Source organism: Ezakiella coagulans (assembly GCF_003096635.1).
In the GTDB taxonomy this organism is placed as follows: Bacteria; Bacillota; Clostridia; order Tissierellales; family Peptoniphilaceae; genus Ezakiella; species Ezakiella coagulans.
Genome location: NZ_QEKV01000004.1, coordinates 66,706 through 83,899 on the forward strand (window position 1 = coordinate 66,706; position 17,194 = coordinate 83,899).

Below are 17,194 nucleotides of genomic sequence, written 5' to 3' on the forward strand. Positions count from 1 at the left end.
TGGTTTTTCATTTACTTGAAGCTTTCGCTTATATTATTTTTTATTTCATGCATATGCGAATTGAATTCGTTCAAATTATTGTTTAATTGATATATACGATCATAAATCGGATATTTCCAAATCTTGTCGCTTTCATCTCCATATTCCGAATTTATTGCATTTACAATATTTTCTTTGTCATTTACATAGAATGAAACTGCACCAATCGCAAAGAATAGAAGAGTTACAGCTGTGAAAATCAATAGAAATTTTTTCATTACTTATACCTCCTTAGGAATTTAGCTTGCCAACTAAATATTAATGCAACAAGTTTGAATAGCCATTTTAAAAGGAAAAAGGCAAATACGAAACATAAAATCGAAAGGCCTATAATTCCAAATGGCAGAGTCCATCTTGTAAGAGGATTCATCAATATGAGGTGACCGTTAACATAAGCGTTTCCGTATAGTAAAACGCCAAGAGCTACCAAAATAAATGTAATCGGTAGAACTGCGATACATACAATTCCTCCAAACATTGCAATGAATGTCGGAACTAAGAATAGATTTAAAAAGAAAAATAGGACTGCATACATTGCAATGACGCCGAGGCTTCTTTTTTCTTTGATAACTGTATCTCCAACTTCTTTGTATTCTCTAATTTTTTTAGGAGCAAAGGTGGAGACAATTGTATTTAGGTTTTCAATAGAACCTCTTACTTCATCATAAGATTTTCCAAAACGTTCGCCTTCTCTAAAGTATTCGTCATAAACACGTGTGATTTCGTTTGCAGCTGTATCTTTGACACCGGAGCTTTTTAGTGAAAGTTTTAAATCATCAAGAAATTTACTTTTCATTATTATTACCTCCTTTGTCTTCAACAAATCCGCTAGAAATTTTGTCATCTACTAGTTTTGTTTCCTTAATATTTTTACCGAAAGAGGCGTATTCAACTGAATTGTCATTATTTTTTAAAATGACATTGTTGTTTTTTATATCACTGTTATGTGTATAATATTTTTTCATGGTTTCAACTTGAGAAGAAAGCTCTTTTGAAAGTTCATTCATATATTTAATGCCATTTTCTGTAAGAATTAAATATTTTAAATCATTTTCAGTATTTTCTTCAATTATATTTTGACGCCTGAAATCAATAATAGTTTTTACGATTTTAGAAGTGGTAGGGCATAGCTCACGCAAATCCTGACATACAGTATAATAAGATATTTTTTCATCTTGTTTTTTATGAATGTCATTTAAAACTGCTGATTCCAATAACATTTCGTATGTTATCATAATTTCTCCTTTCTATGTCAAAAGACTGTCTATTTTTTCTCCGGTGGATAAACTGTTCGCACCTACATGATACTTTATACCCAAAATTAATCCAATACTAATAAGATTTGCAATTTGGAAAGTTCCGCCTGATGAAATTAATGGAAGCGGAATCCCGGTTACCGGCATAAGGCCCATTGTCATAGCGATATTTTCCCATATATGAATCAAAAACATTGTAAAAACACCAATGGATAAAACTTTGGCAAAATAATCTGATTGTTTTGAAATATGAAGAATTCTTGTGAGGAGCAAGAAATATAAAACTAGAAGCAAAGCTCCGCCTAAAAATCCGAGTTCTTCTCCAATCATTGGGAATATAAAGTCAGAGTGTTTGAGCATTAAAAAGTTCCCTTGATTTTGCACACCGTTATATAAACCGCGTCCTCTGAATTTGCCTGATGACAAACTTATTTTTCCTATATAAGCTTGCATTCCTGTGCCCAAAGTATCTCTTTCAGGTTCCAAAAAGTCAAAGATTCTTTCTCTTGCGTACTCATCCATATTAAACCAATGTACAGGAAGGTAAACGAGCACGGATCCTATTGCAATCAAAATGTATTTCCAATGAATACCACCGATAAAAAACATTACGGCAATTATTCCCATAAATACTACCGCTGTACCGAAGTCGGGTTGTTTTAATATAAAAGCTACAGGAATGAATGCAAGCACGAGAAGTTTTAAAAGTGTGAACGGTTCATTAAGTTTTTCTTTATTTTTATCCATAAATGCTGCAAGCGACACGATAAGTCCAACTTTTACAAACTCCGACGGTTGGAATTTAAAAGAATTAGTTCCGAGCCACGATCTTGAGCCGGAGTAGGTGATGCCGAAAAGCATTGTTGCAAGAAGAACACCAACACACACAATATAGATTGGCCATGCAAGTTTTTTTATTAAATCAGGTGGTGTTATTACAAGAATCGACATAACAATAAGCCCAAGTATGGTCGAAAGGCCTTGTGAACGCATGTAACTCGAGTGTTTTGCGGCACCATAGCTCATGGTGGTTGAATTTACCATAATTAGTCCGAACGCTAAAAGTGCAAGGACCACTAAAATCAAAAAATAATCTATTCTTTTGTAAGTTTTCTTTTTATCAAAAAACATAAAATCTCTCCCAACAAATATACATACATTATAACAGAAAAAAATTGAAATGGAAAATTTTTATATAAAATGATAAAATAAAAATATGGATAATAAATTTTTGAAACTTAAAGAAAATTTAAATTTGTTGGGCTTTGAAGAATTTGGTATAATTCCAACGGCGTGTTATATTCAACCGCATTTTATTCCATCAATGGTCGATTATTACAATGAAAATCAGATTAAAAATAATTTTGATATGAGTGCATTCAATTCTATTATAGTTTTACTTATGAACTATCGGCCAGAGAATTTAAAGAGTGGAAGAATGTCAATAGGTTCGAACGAAAAAGATTATCACATTGTGTTCAAGGAAAAGATTAGTGAGTTAGGCAATATGATGGACCTTGGAAATTTTTTAGGATATTCGGACACGGGCCCGCTTTTCGATCGAACGCTTGCACTGAAGGCAGGACTTGGTTTTATTGGGAAAAATGGGTGTTTAATAAATCCAAGAATTGGCAGTTTTTTCTTCATCGGCTATGTGTTAACAGATTTAAAATTTGAAAAGTTTATTCCATATAAGGATAGTGAGTTTAAAAATACACTTTGCGAACATTGCACTAGATGTATTGAGGCTTGTCCAACCTCAGCAATCGGTGAGGGGGAGTTTCGACCTATGAGGTGCCTTTCGCATCTTACACAAACGAAAAAACCGGACCCCGATCTTGAAGGAAAGATTAAAACATTTTACGGTTGTGATATATGTCAAAAAGTTTGTCCGTATAATTCAGATAAAGCAAGTGGTATGATTGAATTTTTATCGGGAGATGATATGAGCTATGAGGATTTATTTACACTTTCAAATAAGGAGTTTAAAAAGATTTATGGCGAGAAAGCATTTTTTTGGAGAGGTCGGTCAATTATAAAAAGAAATGCAATTATAAGGGCTCATAATTTGAAAGATGAATCAATTGTAAAATACTTAGAAGAGGAGCTCAAAAAAGATAATATTACAAAAGAATATATTTTAAAATATTTTTTGGATTTTATTAAATAAAAGATTTCTTTTGAAGTCTTTTATTTTTTTTATTATTGGGTATATATAATTTAGTTACAAAAAAATTTCAAAATATGTAACGCAATCATTCAAATATCTTTATTTTATAATTTGGATATGGTATAATGAAATTAATGAGAAAAATGTGATTTAAATTACATAATATAAATTTATATTCTAAAATGTTTTATAAATCAAATATATTATTTTTCTTAATAAAAGGAGGATTAACATGAAAGCATATACTGCGGATAACATCAGAAACATATCCCTTTTGGGGCACTCAAGCTCCGGTAAAACAACTTTTACCGAAGGAGCATTGTTTGCAACGGGCGTGACTTCAAGACAAGGAAGAGTTGAAGATAAAAATACAGTTTCCGACTTTGACAAGGAAGAAATGAGTAGAGGAGTTTCAATCGGCACTTCTGTAATTCCTGTTGAATACAACAACATCAAGTACAACATCTTGGACACACCGGGTTATTTCGACTTTATTGCTGAAATGTATGGAGCAAAAAGGGTTTCGGACGGTTCCGTAATTATTATCGACGCTCAAGCGGGTGTTGAAGTTGGAACTGAAAAGGCTTGGAACAACGTTGAAAAATACAATACACCGAGACTTATATTTTTAAATAAGATGGACAAGGAAAATGTTAAGTTTGAAAAGGTCTATCAACTTATAAAACAAAAACTTGGAGACAAAGTAATTCCATTTACAATTCCAATTGGAGATGGTGATGAATTTAAAGGTTGCTACGACGTTCTGGACAAAAAATACCACAAGTTCGACGGTCCTGACGGAGTTGTTGAAGACGCTCCGCAAGAATTGATTGACAAATGTCAAAAATACATCTCCGCTCTTAATGAAATTGTCGCAGAGAGCGATGAAGAGCTTATGGAAAAGTATTTCGCCGACGAACCGTTTACACAAGAAGAATTTATTAGAGGTATCAAATCTGCCGTTGCTTCAGGGGAACTTTGTCCTCTGTTTATTGGAGTTGCAACAAAGGGTATAGGCGTTAAGAGAATTTTAGACGCTGTTATGAGATATATCCCAAGTCCTAAGGATCACCCGATTCAAAAGGGTATTTGGGACGAACAAATTATTGAAAGAACAACTGACGTTAATGATAAGTTTTCAGCAGTTGTATTCAAGACAATTGTTGACCCGTTTGTTGGAAAGCTCTCATTATTTAAAGTTCTTTCCGGCAAAATTACAAAGAACACAGTTTTATATAACTCAGGAAAAGACAAGACCGAAAAAATGGGCGGACTGTTCTATCTAAGAGGTAAGACACAAATAGATACTGACGAAATTACAGCGGGCGATATTGGAGCTATGTCAAAACTTCAATATACTGAAACAGGTGATACGCTTTGTGACGAAGATAATCCTATTGTTTATGAACCACTAAGATATCCGAAGCCGACGTTATTTATGGCCGTATATCCAAAGAAACAAGGCGACGAAGATAAGATGGCTCAAAGTTTGTATAAACTCCATGATGAAGATCCGTCATTTGTTATTGAAAGGAACAGTGAAACAAAGGAACTTTTAATCGGCGGACAAGGAAACATGCAGCTTCAAGTTATTCAAGACAAGCTCTTAAATAGATTTGGAGTTGATGTAGAACTTAAAAATCCAAAGATTGCATACAGAGAAACAATTACAAAGGTTGCATCAGTTCAAGGTAAGCATAAAAAACAATCCGGTGGTGCAGGTCAATATGGAGATGTTTGGATTAGATTTGAACCGTGCGATGAAGACTTTATATTTGATGAAGAGGTTTTCGGAGGTGCAGTTCCTAAGAACTACTTCCCGGCTGTTGAAAAAGGCTTGAGAGAATCAATTGAACACGGAATTCTTGCAGGTTATCCTGTAGTTCATATGAAAGCTGTATTATATGATGGAAGTTACCATGACGTTGACTCAAACGAAGTTTCATTTAAAATCGCTGCACAACTTGCATTCAAAAAAGGTATGGAAGAAGCAGCACCGGTTTTATTGGAACCGATTGTAAAAGCGGAAATCTCGATTCCGGAAGAATACTTGGGGGATGTTATGGGTGACATGAATAAACGTCGTGGAAGAATTCTCGGAATGGAACAACAAAGAGACGGAAGCCAAAAGATTATTGCAGAAGCACCGCATGCTGAAATGTTCGAATACGCAATCGATTTAAGAGCAATGACTCAATCGAGAGGTTCATTTGAAATGGAATTCGTTCGCTATGAACAAGTTCCGCAAGAAATTGCAAAGAAAATCAAAGAAGCTAGTGAAAACAATTAAAAGGGATACAAAAAATATATAGATTATGTACAAAAAAACCGGGTTGATCATTCAATCCGGTTTTTGGTTGTTGTTTATTTGTTTCGAATAATTTAGTTTTAAAATAGATTTCTTGCTTTACGATTAAATTTTATGAAATTAAACGAAAAGCAAATATAACATTAAATAGTATATATGGCTTTATTTCCCGCTTTTTAGTTCATCTAAAAATCTGGAAATTTTAAATTCTTGATTAGCGTCATTTTTGTATGCATACATAAATAAATTTTCTTTAGCACGTGTCATGCCGACATAGAGAAGTCGTCTTTCTTCTTCGAGTTCGTTTTTAGTGATATGTTCGCCCGGAATCTCGCTGTTTAAAAGATCGAGAAGTATAACGGTGTCGAATTCGAGCCCTTTTGACGCATGCATGCTCATTAGTTTTATCTTACTTCTACTTTCTCTTAACGCCATATTCTTTATGTCTTCGAGGCGATTCAAAAATTCTTCGATATCATTGCATCCGTTTGAAATGATTCTTAGCGTTCTAAAATGCCTCATGTATCCTTCGAGGCCGCGGTTGTTTAAACGTTTGAAATGGTTTAGATAATCAAGATATCCACAGTGATTCAGCAATATGTCGAGACCATTTTTCGAAAAATTTTTGATAAGCGCACGTCTCGAATACTCGAGCTCCTCGATGAGTTCTTTTTTGTATGACGGCACATCGAAGTTGTTGTATATTTTTTCAAAATAAGTTTCGCCCAATGAATGCTTGATGGAATTTATTTCTTTTCTTGAAATATATCCCTTTAATTTGAAATATACATTTGAATAGCTTTCGATGTCGGAAGGGTTATTAAAGAATTTTAGAATATCAGTTATGTCTTTATATACAACTTGGTTGAAAAAGTCAATATTGTGGTCTTTTAGTTCAAATGAAATCATTTCTCGATCAAGTGCATCCATAAGCGCAACTGCTGAAAGATTGTTTCGATAAATCAATGCAACTTCGCCATTCGTGTCTTTTATGGTTTTTATAATATTACTGTATTGTGATTTCCGAGATTTCATTATCCTCACCTTTACAGTAGAGGATTTATCTTTATCTGCACAAATATTTTTTTTGTATCTTATATTGTTGTTTTTTATGAGTTTCGATGCAGAGTTTACGATCTCAAATCTCGAGCGATAATTTGTTTCGAGATAAATAATTTTTGCATTTTTAAATTCTTCGCCGAAGCGCATAAGCATTTCCGGATTCGCGCCGCGAAAACGATAAATACTTTGGTCGTCATCTGCAACTGCGAAAAGATTTTCCTTTGCAGTCAGTAGGCTTTTTATTATAGACCATTGAATTGTTGATGTGTCTTGAGCTTCGTCTAGGGAGATGTATTTGAATTTATTTTTGTAATAGTTTCTTATTTCGACATCTTCTTTTAAAAGCTTATCCGCAACAATCAAAAGGTCGTCGAAGTCATACAAATCATTCTTGTTTTTATAATTTTCGTAGTCGTTATAATATTCCTCGAAATTGTTTAATATCATTGAACGGTCTTCGGAAGATGTTGGAGAACCTAGAGTTTTCATATTGCTTATTGCACTCAAAAGATTTCGATATTCTTCTATTGTGAGTGGGATATTTTCAAGTCGCATTTTTGTATGGTTTAAAATATCAAATCTAAGACTCCCGAGTCGTCTGTCTTCAATCATTCGGAAGCGTTTGTTTTCTTTTTCACATTTGAGTGCGACAATATCATAACAAAGTGAGTGAATTGTTTTTATGTTTTGAACTTTTATGTCGTCGCCAAGTTCTTCAATTCTTCTTTTCATATCGTTTGCAGACGCACGTGTGAAAGTTAAGGCAAGAATTTGTGAAGGAAGAACGCTATGAACTTTAACGAGATTAATAATTCTCTGAATAAGTATCGTTGTTTTTCCGGCACCAGGAACAGCAAGCACGAGACATGGACCATCGACATGTTTAATTGCTTTTATTTGTGATTCCGAAAATTGCATAACCCTTCCTCCTTATGTAAAATGAACATTTATATTATACACGAAATTTTATTATATGTCTAAGATTTTGATTTTTGCTGTTTATTTTAAGATTGTTATGTTATAATTAATATATTGTATGTATTCTTTTTGGAGGTAGTATATGACTTTAAATGTTTTAAAGAAAAATCTTGGAATATACGGTGCTAACACGTATATTTTATATGATGACAAAAAAGAAGCTGTCGTTATAGATTGTGGGGGCGATGCCGATGAAGTTCAAAAATTGTTGAATGAACATGATTTAAAACCACTAGCTTTAATCCTTACACACGGACATTTCGACCACATTGCAGGCATGAACAATTTAAGAGAGATTACCGGTGCACCGATTTATGGATGCGAAAAGGAAAGGGACTTATTTGAAGATGCACAAAATAATTTATCGCAAACAACTCTTGTCGGTCCGATAACTTTAAAATGTGACCACTATTTTAATGACGGCGACGAACTTGAGTTTGGAGATATTAAATTAAAAGTTCTTGCAACTCCGGGACACACTGAAGGCTCTGTTTGTCTTTATAACGATGAAATGATATTTACAGGCGACACACTTTTTAATAGGAGTGTCGGTAGAAGTGATTTATATTCCGGCAATCAAGCACATCTTAATGAATCACTTAAAAAAATGCGAGATATGTTTGATGGAAAGCTTATTGTTTATCCGGGACATGGCCCTGAATCCACGATGAAATTTGAGGTCGAAAATAATCCATATATAACAGGTTTAGTATAATGATAGACATTAAATGCAACAACATCTCTACTCATAAAACATGGGAGGAAATGATAAAAGCATTTTTTGACTATATACCTTTCGAAGAATATGATGAAAATATCCTGTTTGAAATAACAAAAAATGATAATTCAATCAATTTAAAAATTTTCAAAGATAAGGAACTTTTTGGGGAAGGTACAACAGAAATATCTCCACTTGATGAAGTAAGGGCGACAAAAGTTCTTATTTATGAAGTTTTATCTCGAGTTTTAAAAAGAGATTTACCTTGGGGAACACTCACGGGTATTCGGCCGGTAAGTTTTTTCAATTGGACAAAAAAGCAATATGGAAATGAACTTGGGAGAGAAATTTTCTCTACAAAATATCATGTGCGCTCCGACAAAGTTGAATTATGCGAAGAAATTGAAAATATTGAGCATAAAACAATGACTAAGTATAAGGATAACCACTTGATTTATATTCATATTCCTTTTTGTGAAACCAGATGTAACTATTGCAGTTTTTCGGTTATGACAATGGACAAATTTGGAAAATGGATGGATAAATATTTCGAAACGCTTTTGAAAGAAATCGAAGAAGGTTACGATATTTTACCGCCTGAAAAAGCATGTAGCCTTTATATAGGTGGAGGAACACCGTCGACTCTTAGCATTGAGAAGACAAAGAAACTTTTGTCGGTCATAAATGAAAAGTTTAAAAATCTGGTTGAAATAACTTTTGAAGCGGGAAGGCCTGAGAGTATAACTAAAGAGCTTCTCGAAGTTTTACAGAGTGAAGGCGTTTCAAGAATTAGTATTAATCCACAGTCTATGCAACAAAAAACGCTCGACTCAATCGGTAGAAAGCACACCGTCGAGGATATATATGCTGCATTCGAGAGAGCAAAGAAATATGACATCGACGTAAATACGGATATGATAATAGGCTTTAAAGGTGAAGGCGTTCATGATGTGACGGACACACTTTCAAAACTTATTGCACTTGAACCGGAAAATATAACTGTGCATTCACTTGCACTTAAAACCGGCAGTCGAATTAAAAATCAGAACGTTGATTTTTCGTATGAAGAATTTATTGATAGAAGAAATATTTATGACATTCTAAGAAAAAATTCTTATAGACCATATTATTTATATAGACAAAAACGTCAAGTAGGTGAAGCTGAAAACATCGGTTTTTCAAAGGAAGGAAAGGAAAATATTTTTAATATTCTTTCGATGAATGACGAAAATCATGTTCTGGCTTTTGGAATGGGAGCAGTTTCAAAGTTTGTAGATAAAAATTTGGACTGCCACAGAGTTTTCGGATTTAGAGATGTCATTTATTATATAGAGCATTTAAATGAATTAAATGAAAATAAAAGAGAAATTGTAGAGAAATATTTGTAATATATGATTATAAGTATTATAATGTAGATTAGATTATTAAGGAGGATTTTTTATGAGAGGAATGGGAAGCTTAAGACGAAGCGTTATGTGCGGAGACTTAAGAAGTAAAGATATATCAAAAGAAGTTGTTGTAATGGGTTGGGTTCAAAGAAGCAGAAACCTTGGCTCACTTATTTTTACAGACGTGAGAGACTTGAAAGGCATTGTTCAAGTTGTTTTCAATGAAGAAAACAAAAATCTCTTTGAAAGTGCAGAGGAACTCAAAAATGAATATGTTGTTGCAGTAAAGGGAATTGTTCGTGAACGTTCAAGCAAAAACGAAGAACTTCCTACAGGGGAAATTGAAATTCTAGCAAGCGAATTACAAATTCTTGACGTTGCAAACACGCCACCAATCTATATTAAAGATGACGACAATGTAAAAGAAGAAGCAAGATTGAAATACAGATATCTCGATTTGAGAAAACCGAGAATGCAAAATATTTTGATGCAAAGATCAAAACTTATGCACATCATCAGAAACTTCTACTATGAACACGGTTTCCATGAATTTGAAACTCCAATCTTAGGAAAGAGCACACCGGAAGGCGCAAGAGACTATCTTGTACCGTCAAGAATTCACCCGGGTGAATTTTATGCACTTCCGCAAAGTCCGCAAATTTATAAACAACTTTTGATGGTTGCAGGCATGGACAGATATTTCCAAATTGCAAAATGTTTTAGAGACGAAGACTTGAGACAAAACAGACAACCTGAATTCACTCAAGTTGACGTTGAAATGAGTTTTGTTGACGTGGACGATGTTATTTCAATTCACGAACAATTGTTTAAACAATTGTTTAAAGAAATGGTAAACGTTGACATTGAACTTCCGATTATGAGAATGAAGTTTGATGATGCAATGGAAAATTACGGAGTAGACAAACCGGATTTAAGATTCGGAATGGAACTTAAAACTTTAAACGATTTGTTTAGAGACAGTGAATTTAATGTTTTCCAATCAACAATAAAAGACGGTGGAAGAATAAGAGCAATAAATGTTCCGGGTGGAGACGAACACATTTCGAAAAAAGGCATGAAGAAGCTCGAATCTTTTGTAAAAGATTTCAAAGCAAAGGGCCTTATCCACTTGAGATACGACGATGAAAAGTCAAGCTCAATCGATAAATTCATTACAGAAGAAGAAAAAGATAGAGTGTTTGAATTTATGGGTTCGAAAAAAGGTGATATTGTTTTAATTGTTTGTGACACATTCAAAATCACATGTGCAGCCCTTGGAAACTTGAGAAATAAACTCGCAGCAGATATGGGACTTTTAAAGAAAGGCGACTACAAACTTCTCTGGATTGTAGATTTCCCACTCTTTGAATATGACGAAGAATCAGGTAGATATGTTGCAGAACACCATCCGTTTACAAGTCCGAGATTTGAAGATGAAGATAAGATGCTCACTGAACCTGACAAATGTTATGCAAAGGCATACGATATTGTTATAAACGGAGAAGAAATGGGCGGCGGTTCAATAAGAATAAACAACTCCGACCTTCAAGACAAGATGTTTAAAGCAATCGGTTTTACTGAAGAAGAAGCTCAAAAACAATTCGGATTTATGATTGAAGCTCTTAGCTATGGAACACCACCGCACGGAGGACTCGCTCTTGGCCTCGACAGAATGGTTCAACTATTTACAGATACTCCGAACATCAGAGACGTTATTGCATTCCCTAAAACACAAAGTGCAACATGTATGATGACGGACGCTCCTTCAACCGTTTCGGATGCACAACTAGATGAAGTGCACCTCGACGTAAGAAAAACAGAATCTAATGAAGAAAACTAAGGATATAAGAACGCTTGCTCTGATTGGTGAAGAAGCATTCGAAAAACTTAACTCATGCCGAGTAACAATTATCGGTTTGGGCGGAGTTGGAGGAATTGCTTCAGAAATGCTTGTAAGAGCAGGCGTTTCTCATCTAAAACTAATAGACTTCGACGTGTTTGATGCGTCTAACAGAAATCGTCAATTGGGTGCACTAATAAGCACGGAAGGCAGAAAAAAGGTTGAAGTATTTAAGGAAAGATTTTTAGATATCGACGAGGACGCGGAGATAGAAACTATTTCAGAACCATTAACAAATGAGAATGTTGAAGAATTATTAAAGAATTCGGACTATATTATCGATATGTGCGACGATGTTGATGCGAAGTGTGCAATAATAAAATATTCCGTAGATAATAAAATTCCTTTTATATCAGCTATGGGTGCAGGAAATAGAACAGACATTTCAAAATTATTTATAAAAAAACTTTCGAAAACAAGTTATTGCCCACTTGCAAAAAAATTGAGACAAAATCTTCATAAGAGATATCAAGATAAAACTAAAGTTGCATATTATGAGGGCGAGACAGTATCGGTTGATAAAAACCTTGGATTTGTTGGCACAATAAGTTATTCTCCAAATTTTATGGGTATAAAAATAGTGTCGGAAGTTATTAATGACATTATTAAGAGGTGATTATATGGATTTACTTGGTATTATTTCCAAAATAGATGGAGATGAGGCCGAAGTTCAAATTAAAAGAGTTTCGGGTTGCGGAGGAAACTGCGAACATTGCGGTGGAAGCTGTGAGAGTGCTTTTCACGGTTTGAAAGTAAAAAACACAATTGATGCAAAGATTGGGGAGACTGTGAAAATTGAATTTAAAGAAAGCGAATCAATGAAAGCAAGTTTGATAATTTATCTGATTCCGCTTGCCGGATTTTTGCTTGGTCTTCTCGGAGCTTTTTTAATGAATATGAGCGAGATGAACGCGCTTTTGGCTGCGGTTGTCGGGCTTCTTATCGGTTTTTTTATAATTCATTTGGGCGATAAAAAATATAAGAAAAATAATATACTTGCGACGATTAAAAAATTTAATTAATTAAACATTTAAATCAGGTTGTATAAACCGGACTTTGGTGTTATAATTAGAGGTAGGGTTATAGGATTTTCTTATAACTGAAGCAAAAAGGAGGTATTATTTTGGATTTTACAAACCTAAAAAACTCAGATCCGGACATTTATAATGTCGTCATGGAAGAAAAGGAACGTCAACAATCACATATCGAACTTATTGCAAGTGAAAACTTCGTTACAGAAGCCGTAATGGAAGCAATGGGAAGCTATCTAACAAATAAGTACGCTGAAGGATATCCTGGAAAGAGATATTATGGCGGCTGTTCAGTCGTAGACGTGGCTGAAAATATCGCAAGAGATAGACTTTGTAAATTGTTCGGTGCTGATCACGCAAACGTTCAACCGCACTCAGGTGCAAATGCAAATATCGGAGTATATTTCTCATTCTTAAAACCTGGAGACAAAGTTTTGGGTATGAATTTATCAGAAGGCGGACACTTGACTCACGGTTCATCTGTAAACATTTCAGGAACATATTTTGATTTCGCAGCTTATGGTGTAAGCAAAGAAACTGAAACAATTGATTATGATGAAGTCATGGCAATTGCAAAGAAAGAACAACCAAAGCTTATCGTTGCAGGTGCAAGTGCATATCCAAGAATTATTGATTTCAAAAAATTCAGAGAAATTGCTGATGCTTGTGGAGCAAGACTCATGGTTGACATGGCTCACATCGCAGGACTTGTTGCAACCGGTCTTCACCCATCACCGGTTCCATACGCAGATTATGTAACAACTACAACACATAAGACACTTCGCGGACCAAGAGGTGGAGCTATTCTTACAAAAGAAGAATACGCAAAAGCTATAGACAAGGCAATCTTCCCAGGAACACAAGGCGGACCTTTGATGCATGTTATCGCAGCTAAAGCTGTTGCATTCGGCGAAGCATTGAAACCTGAATTCAAAACATATCAAGAACAAATTTTAAAGAACGCACAAGTTCTTGCAAATACACTTCTTGAAAGAGGTTTCCGTTTAGTTTCAGGCGGTACAGATAACCACTTGATCTTAGTTGATGTTAAATCAAAAGGATTCACAGGTAAAGAAGCTGAAAAGATGCTTGATGAAGTTGGAATCACTGCAAATAAAAACACTATTCCAAACGAAACGGAATCTCCATTTGTTACAAGCGGTATCCGTTTAGGAACTCCTGCAATGACAACAAGAGGATTCAAGGAAGAAGATATGAAAGAAGTTGGAAACATTATCGCTGACACACTCGTTGAAGGTCATGATGTTGACAAGTTGAAAGCAAGAGTTAAAGCTCTTTGCGACGCACACGTTTTATATAAATAATAAAAAATTTGGGGATTATATCCCCATTTTTTTGTACATAGATACTTAAAGACGTTTATATTTGAGATAGTTTATGATATAATAAAAGTGGAGGAGTTTATATGCGAGATAAAATAGTTACTTTAGTTGGACGACCGAATGTCGGCAAATCCACTTTATTTAATAGAATTACAAATAATCGTTCCTCAATAACCGAGGACACTCCTGGCGTTACGAGAGATAGATTATATGCAAGGGCAGAATGGCTCGGAAAACCATTTCTTCTTGTAGATACCGGCGGACTTGATCCGCAAAGTGACGACGACTTTATGCCGGAGATTATTGAACAAGCGGAAGTGGCTATTGAGTCTTCAGTAGCTGTTATTTTCATTGTCGATGGTGTATCAGGGCTCACATCGACTGATAAAACAATACTTTCAATGCTTAGAAGAATGAATTCGAATATTGTTTTGGCGATAAATAAATTTGATAGCAAAGAATCACAAGATAATTTCTATGATTTTTATGAACTTGGTATAAATGAAATGGTTCAAATTTCAGCTGAACATGGAACCGGTGTCGGAGATTTGCTTGATGAAGTTTTTAAATTTTTCCCACAAGACGAAGAAATCGAAGAAAATCCGGATGAAATAAAAGTTGCACTTATAGGTAAACCAAATGTTGGAAAGAGTTCACTTCTAAACAATATTTTGGGTGAAAAAAGAGCGATAGTTACAAATATTCCTGGAACAACTAGGGATTCAATCGACACATTTGTTGAAATAGGGGGCAGAGATTTCAGACTCATAGACACAGCGGGACTTCGAAAAAAATCAAAAATTACGGAAGCTGTTGAAAGATTTTCTGCTATAAGAACACTTTCCGCAATTGATGAAAGCGATATATGTGTACTTGTAATTGATGCTGTTGAAGGACCTACGGAACAGGATACAAAAGTTATGGGATACGCTTTTGAGAATAGAAAAGGCGTGGTTATTGCTATAAACAAATGGGATCTTGTTGAAAAGGACAGCTTTACTCAAAGGGACTATGTAAAGGAAATAAGAAATAAGATACAATATGTGCCATTTGCACCGATTGTGTTTATCTCTGCTAAGACCGGTCAAAGGGTAGACACTCTTATAGATACAGTTGTAAAGGTTTATGACAACTACAACAAGAGAATTCCTACGGGAGTACTGAACAAGATTGTTTCAGACGCAATACTTCTTAATGTAACTCCACAGGACAAGGGTAGAAGACTCAAAATTTATTATGGTTCACAAGTTAGTGCTGCACCACCGGTTGTAATTTTTTATGTTAATGATACGAAACTTACTCACTTTTCGTACACGAGATATTTGGAAAATTCCATAAGAAAAAATTATGATTTTGAGGGAGTACCTATTTCGATAGTTTATAAAAACAGGGGAGAATAATGAATTATCTTTATTATCTTCTTGCATATATCATTGGCAGCATCAGCTTTTCTTATCTTTTAGTTAAGATTTTTAAAAATGAGGATGTAAGAAATAAGGGAAGTAAAAATGCCGGAGGAACAAATGTCATAAGGATTTATGGATGGAAACTTGGACTTCCGGTTGCAATTTTGGATATTTTTAAAGGTGTATTTGTAACATTTATTTTTAAGAAATACGATTTGGGATATCCGGTTGTAGCACTATTTTTTGCTGTGCTTGGACATTGCTATCCGATTTTTATGAAATTCAAAGGCGGCAAGGGAATTGCAACAACGGCAGGAGGTTTTATATTTTTATTTATAAACATTTTTCCGTTTGGATTGGCTGTTTTTGCCGGACTTGCGGTTCTTACAGGATATGTATCAGTTGCAAGTATATTTATGGTTTTCACAAGTGGGATCTTGATAATTTACACTTATGCTTTAGATAAGATAGAGATTGTTGCGATTGCAGGGATTATTCTTCTTGCAATAATAAGACACAACTCAAATATAAAAAGATTAATCCGAAGAGAGGAAAATCAATTTCGGATTGGAGGGAAATAATGAAAACGTGTATAGTTGGCGGAGGGAGTTGGGGTATTGCTCTTGCAAGTGTACTCTCAACTAATGGCCGAGATGTCACACTTTATATGAGAAGCTCAGAACAAAAAGAATATATTTTAAAAAATAAAAGAAGTCCAAAATATTTGAAGGATTTTATTTTTCCAGATAATATTAATCTTACAGATGATTTAAGATCGCTAGATGGATGTGATCTTGCGGTTATAGCAACTCCTTTTCAGAAAATGGAGGAGATTTTAATTGAGATAAAACCTCATTTATCACAAAAAACAATAATTTTAAATGTTTCAAAAGGACTTAATATTGAAAACTGTGAAACGGGAGAATATTTTGCAAATAAAATCTGTCCGGATAATAAGTATGCAGTTTTGAGTGGACCGTCACACGCTGAAGAAGTTTCAAAAAAAATGATTACAACTGTAGTTATATGCTCAAAAGATATTGAAGTTGCAAAGAGTCTTCAAGATTTATTTATGAATGAATATTTCAGAGTTTATATTCATACCGATGTTTCGGGAGTTGAAGTTGCGGGTGCATTAAAAAATGTAATTGCGATAGGTTCCGGTATATTAAAGGGTATAAATGAAGGGGATAATGCAAGAGCAGCTTTAATTACAAGAGGGCTTTTTGAAATTGCACGACTCGGTAAAAAGTTGAACTGCAATATGATGACATTTATGGGTCTTGCAGGCATGGGCGACCTCATAGTTACAGCGACTTCAGTGCACTCAAGAAACTTCAGAGCTGGAGTTTTAATTGGAAAAGGTGTTCCGGTTGAAAGGCTTGAAGACGAAGTTGGAGAAACAGTTGAAGGTCTTAAGACTGTAAAGGCTGCACATATTCTTTCCCAAAAATATAACATCGAGATGCCTATAACGGAAGCTATATATAAGGGTATTTATGAAAATAAAGATCCACATAAAGCGATACTCGAACTTATGACAAGAAGTAAGAAACACGAATTTTTAGAGGAGATGGTATTATAGTGAGCGAAAA

At 34.5% G+C, this 17,194-nt stretch carries 16 protein-coding genes; 11 read left to right on the forward strand and 5 right to left on the reverse strand.

Going from position 1 to position 17,194, the window contains the following annotated elements:
* Positions 1-11 precede the first annotated feature (11 nt).
* Genes C7381_RS04165 through C7381_RS04180 form a run of 4 tightly spaced genes read right to left on the reverse strand, consistent with a single transcriptional unit; the run spans position 12 to position 2,426 of the window.
* On the reverse strand, positions 12-257 hold the full coding sequence (locus tag C7381_RS04165; protein WP_034545401.1) for a hypothetical protein: 246 nt from the start codon (positions 255-257) through the stop codon (positions 12-14).
* Positions 257-835 (reverse strand): DUF1700 domain-containing protein, encoded by a 579-nt coding sequence (locus tag C7381_RS04170; RefSeq protein ID WP_034545398.1) that lies wholly within the window; start codon positions 833-835, stop codon positions 257-259. Before C7381_RS04170 ends, C7381_RS04165 begins: the two co-directional genes overlap by 1 nt.
* Positions 825-1,274, reverse strand: coding sequence for a hypothetical protein (locus C7381_RS04175; protein WP_116480000.1), 450 nt, complete (start codon positions 1,272-1,274; stop codon positions 825-827). The genes C7381_RS04170 and C7381_RS04175 overlap by 11 nt, the downstream gene beginning before the upstream one ends.
* A 12-nt stretch (positions 1,275-1,286) precedes the next feature.
* Positions 1,287-2,426 (reverse strand): FtsW/RodA/SpoVE family cell cycle protein, encoded by a 1,140-nt coding sequence (locus C7381_RS04180; protein ID WP_116480001.1) that lies wholly within the window; start codon positions 2,424-2,426, stop codon positions 1,287-1,289.
* 85 nt (positions 2,427-2,511) lie between these two features.
* Between C7381_RS04180 and C7381_RS04185 the strand changes: the two genes are divergently transcribed.
* Positions 2,512-3,465, forward strand: coding sequence for an epoxyqueuosine reductase (locus tag C7381_RS04185; RefSeq protein WP_052085342.1), 954 nt, complete (start codon positions 2,512-2,514; stop codon positions 3,463-3,465).
* Between the two features lie 232 nt (positions 3,466-3,697).
* Positions 3,698-5,755 (forward strand): elongation factor G, encoded by a 2,058-nt coding sequence (gene fusA / locus C7381_RS04190; protein ID WP_116480002.1) that lies wholly within the window; start codon positions 3,698-3,700, stop codon positions 5,753-5,755.
* A gap of 180 nt (positions 5,756-5,935) precedes the next feature.
* Here the strand turns inward: fusA and C7381_RS04195 are convergent, their stop codons facing one another.
* Positions 5,936-7,753 carry an ATP-dependent helicase gene (locus C7381_RS04195; protein ID WP_116480003.1) on the reverse strand — a complete coding sequence of 606 codons (1,818 nt, stop codon included), beginning with the start codon at positions 7,751-7,753 and terminating at the stop codon, positions 5,936-5,938.
* Positions 7,754-7,895: 142 nt separating this feature from the next.
* Between C7381_RS04195 and C7381_RS04200 the strand changes: the two genes are divergently transcribed.
* From C7381_RS04200 to C7381_RS04240, 9 genes are all read left to right on the forward strand, one after another.
* Positions 7,896-8,528 carry an MBL fold metallo-hydrolase gene (locus C7381_RS04200; RefSeq protein ID WP_116480004.1) on the forward strand — a complete coding sequence of 211 codons (633 nt, stop codon included), beginning with the start codon at positions 7,896-7,898 and terminating at the stop codon, positions 8,526-8,528.
* Positions 8,528-9,919 carry a coproporphyrinogen dehydrogenase HemZ gene (gene hemZ, locus C7381_RS04205; protein ID WP_116480005.1) on the forward strand — a complete coding sequence of 464 codons (1,392 nt, stop codon included), beginning with the start codon at positions 8,528-8,530 and terminating at the stop codon, positions 9,917-9,919. The genes C7381_RS04200 and hemZ overlap by 1 nt, the downstream gene beginning before the upstream one ends.
* A 52-nt stretch (positions 9,920-9,971) precedes the next feature.
* On the forward strand, positions 9,972-11,759 hold the full coding sequence (gene aspS / locus C7381_RS04210; RefSeq protein WP_116480006.1) for an aspartate--tRNA ligase: 1,788 nt from the start codon (positions 9,972-9,974) through the stop codon (positions 11,757-11,759).
* Positions 11,746-12,435: a tRNA threonylcarbamoyladenosine dehydratase gene (locus C7381_RS04215; protein ID WP_116480007.1), complete on the forward strand. Its 690-nt coding sequence runs from the start codon at positions 11,746-11,748 to the stop codon at positions 12,433-12,435. The genes aspS and C7381_RS04215 overlap by 14 nt, the downstream gene beginning before the upstream one ends.
* A 4-nt stretch (positions 12,436-12,439) precedes the next feature.
* On the forward strand, positions 12,440-12,841 hold the full coding sequence (locus tag C7381_RS04220) for a SoxR reducing system RseC family protein (protein ID WP_034545376.1): 402 nt from the start codon (positions 12,440-12,442) through the stop codon (positions 12,839-12,841).
* A 101-nt stretch (positions 12,842-12,942) separates the two neighbouring features.
* Complete coding sequence (locus tag C7381_RS04225) at positions 12,943-14,175, forward strand: serine hydroxymethyltransferase (protein WP_034545373.1); 1,233 nt, start codon at positions 12,943-12,945, stop codon at positions 14,173-14,175.
* A gap of 101 nt (positions 14,176-14,276) precedes the next feature.
* Positions 14,277-15,593 (forward strand): ribosome biogenesis GTPase Der, encoded by a 1,317-nt coding sequence (gene der / locus C7381_RS04230; RefSeq protein ID WP_116480008.1) that lies wholly within the window; start codon positions 14,277-14,279, stop codon positions 15,591-15,593.
* On the forward strand, positions 15,593-16,180 hold the full coding sequence (gene plsY, locus C7381_RS04235) for a glycerol-3-phosphate 1-O-acyltransferase PlsY (protein ID WP_116480009.1): 588 nt from the start codon (positions 15,593-15,595) through the stop codon (positions 16,178-16,180). Before der ends, plsY begins: the two co-directional genes overlap by 1 nt.
* Entirely contained in the window at positions 16,180-17,184 is a 1,005-nt protein-coding gene (locus tag C7381_RS04240) for an NAD(P)H-dependent glycerol-3-phosphate dehydrogenase (RefSeq protein WP_034545366.1), read from the forward strand. Before plsY ends, C7381_RS04240 begins: the two co-directional genes overlap by 1 nt.
* Positions 17,185-17,194: the final 10 nt, after the last annotated feature.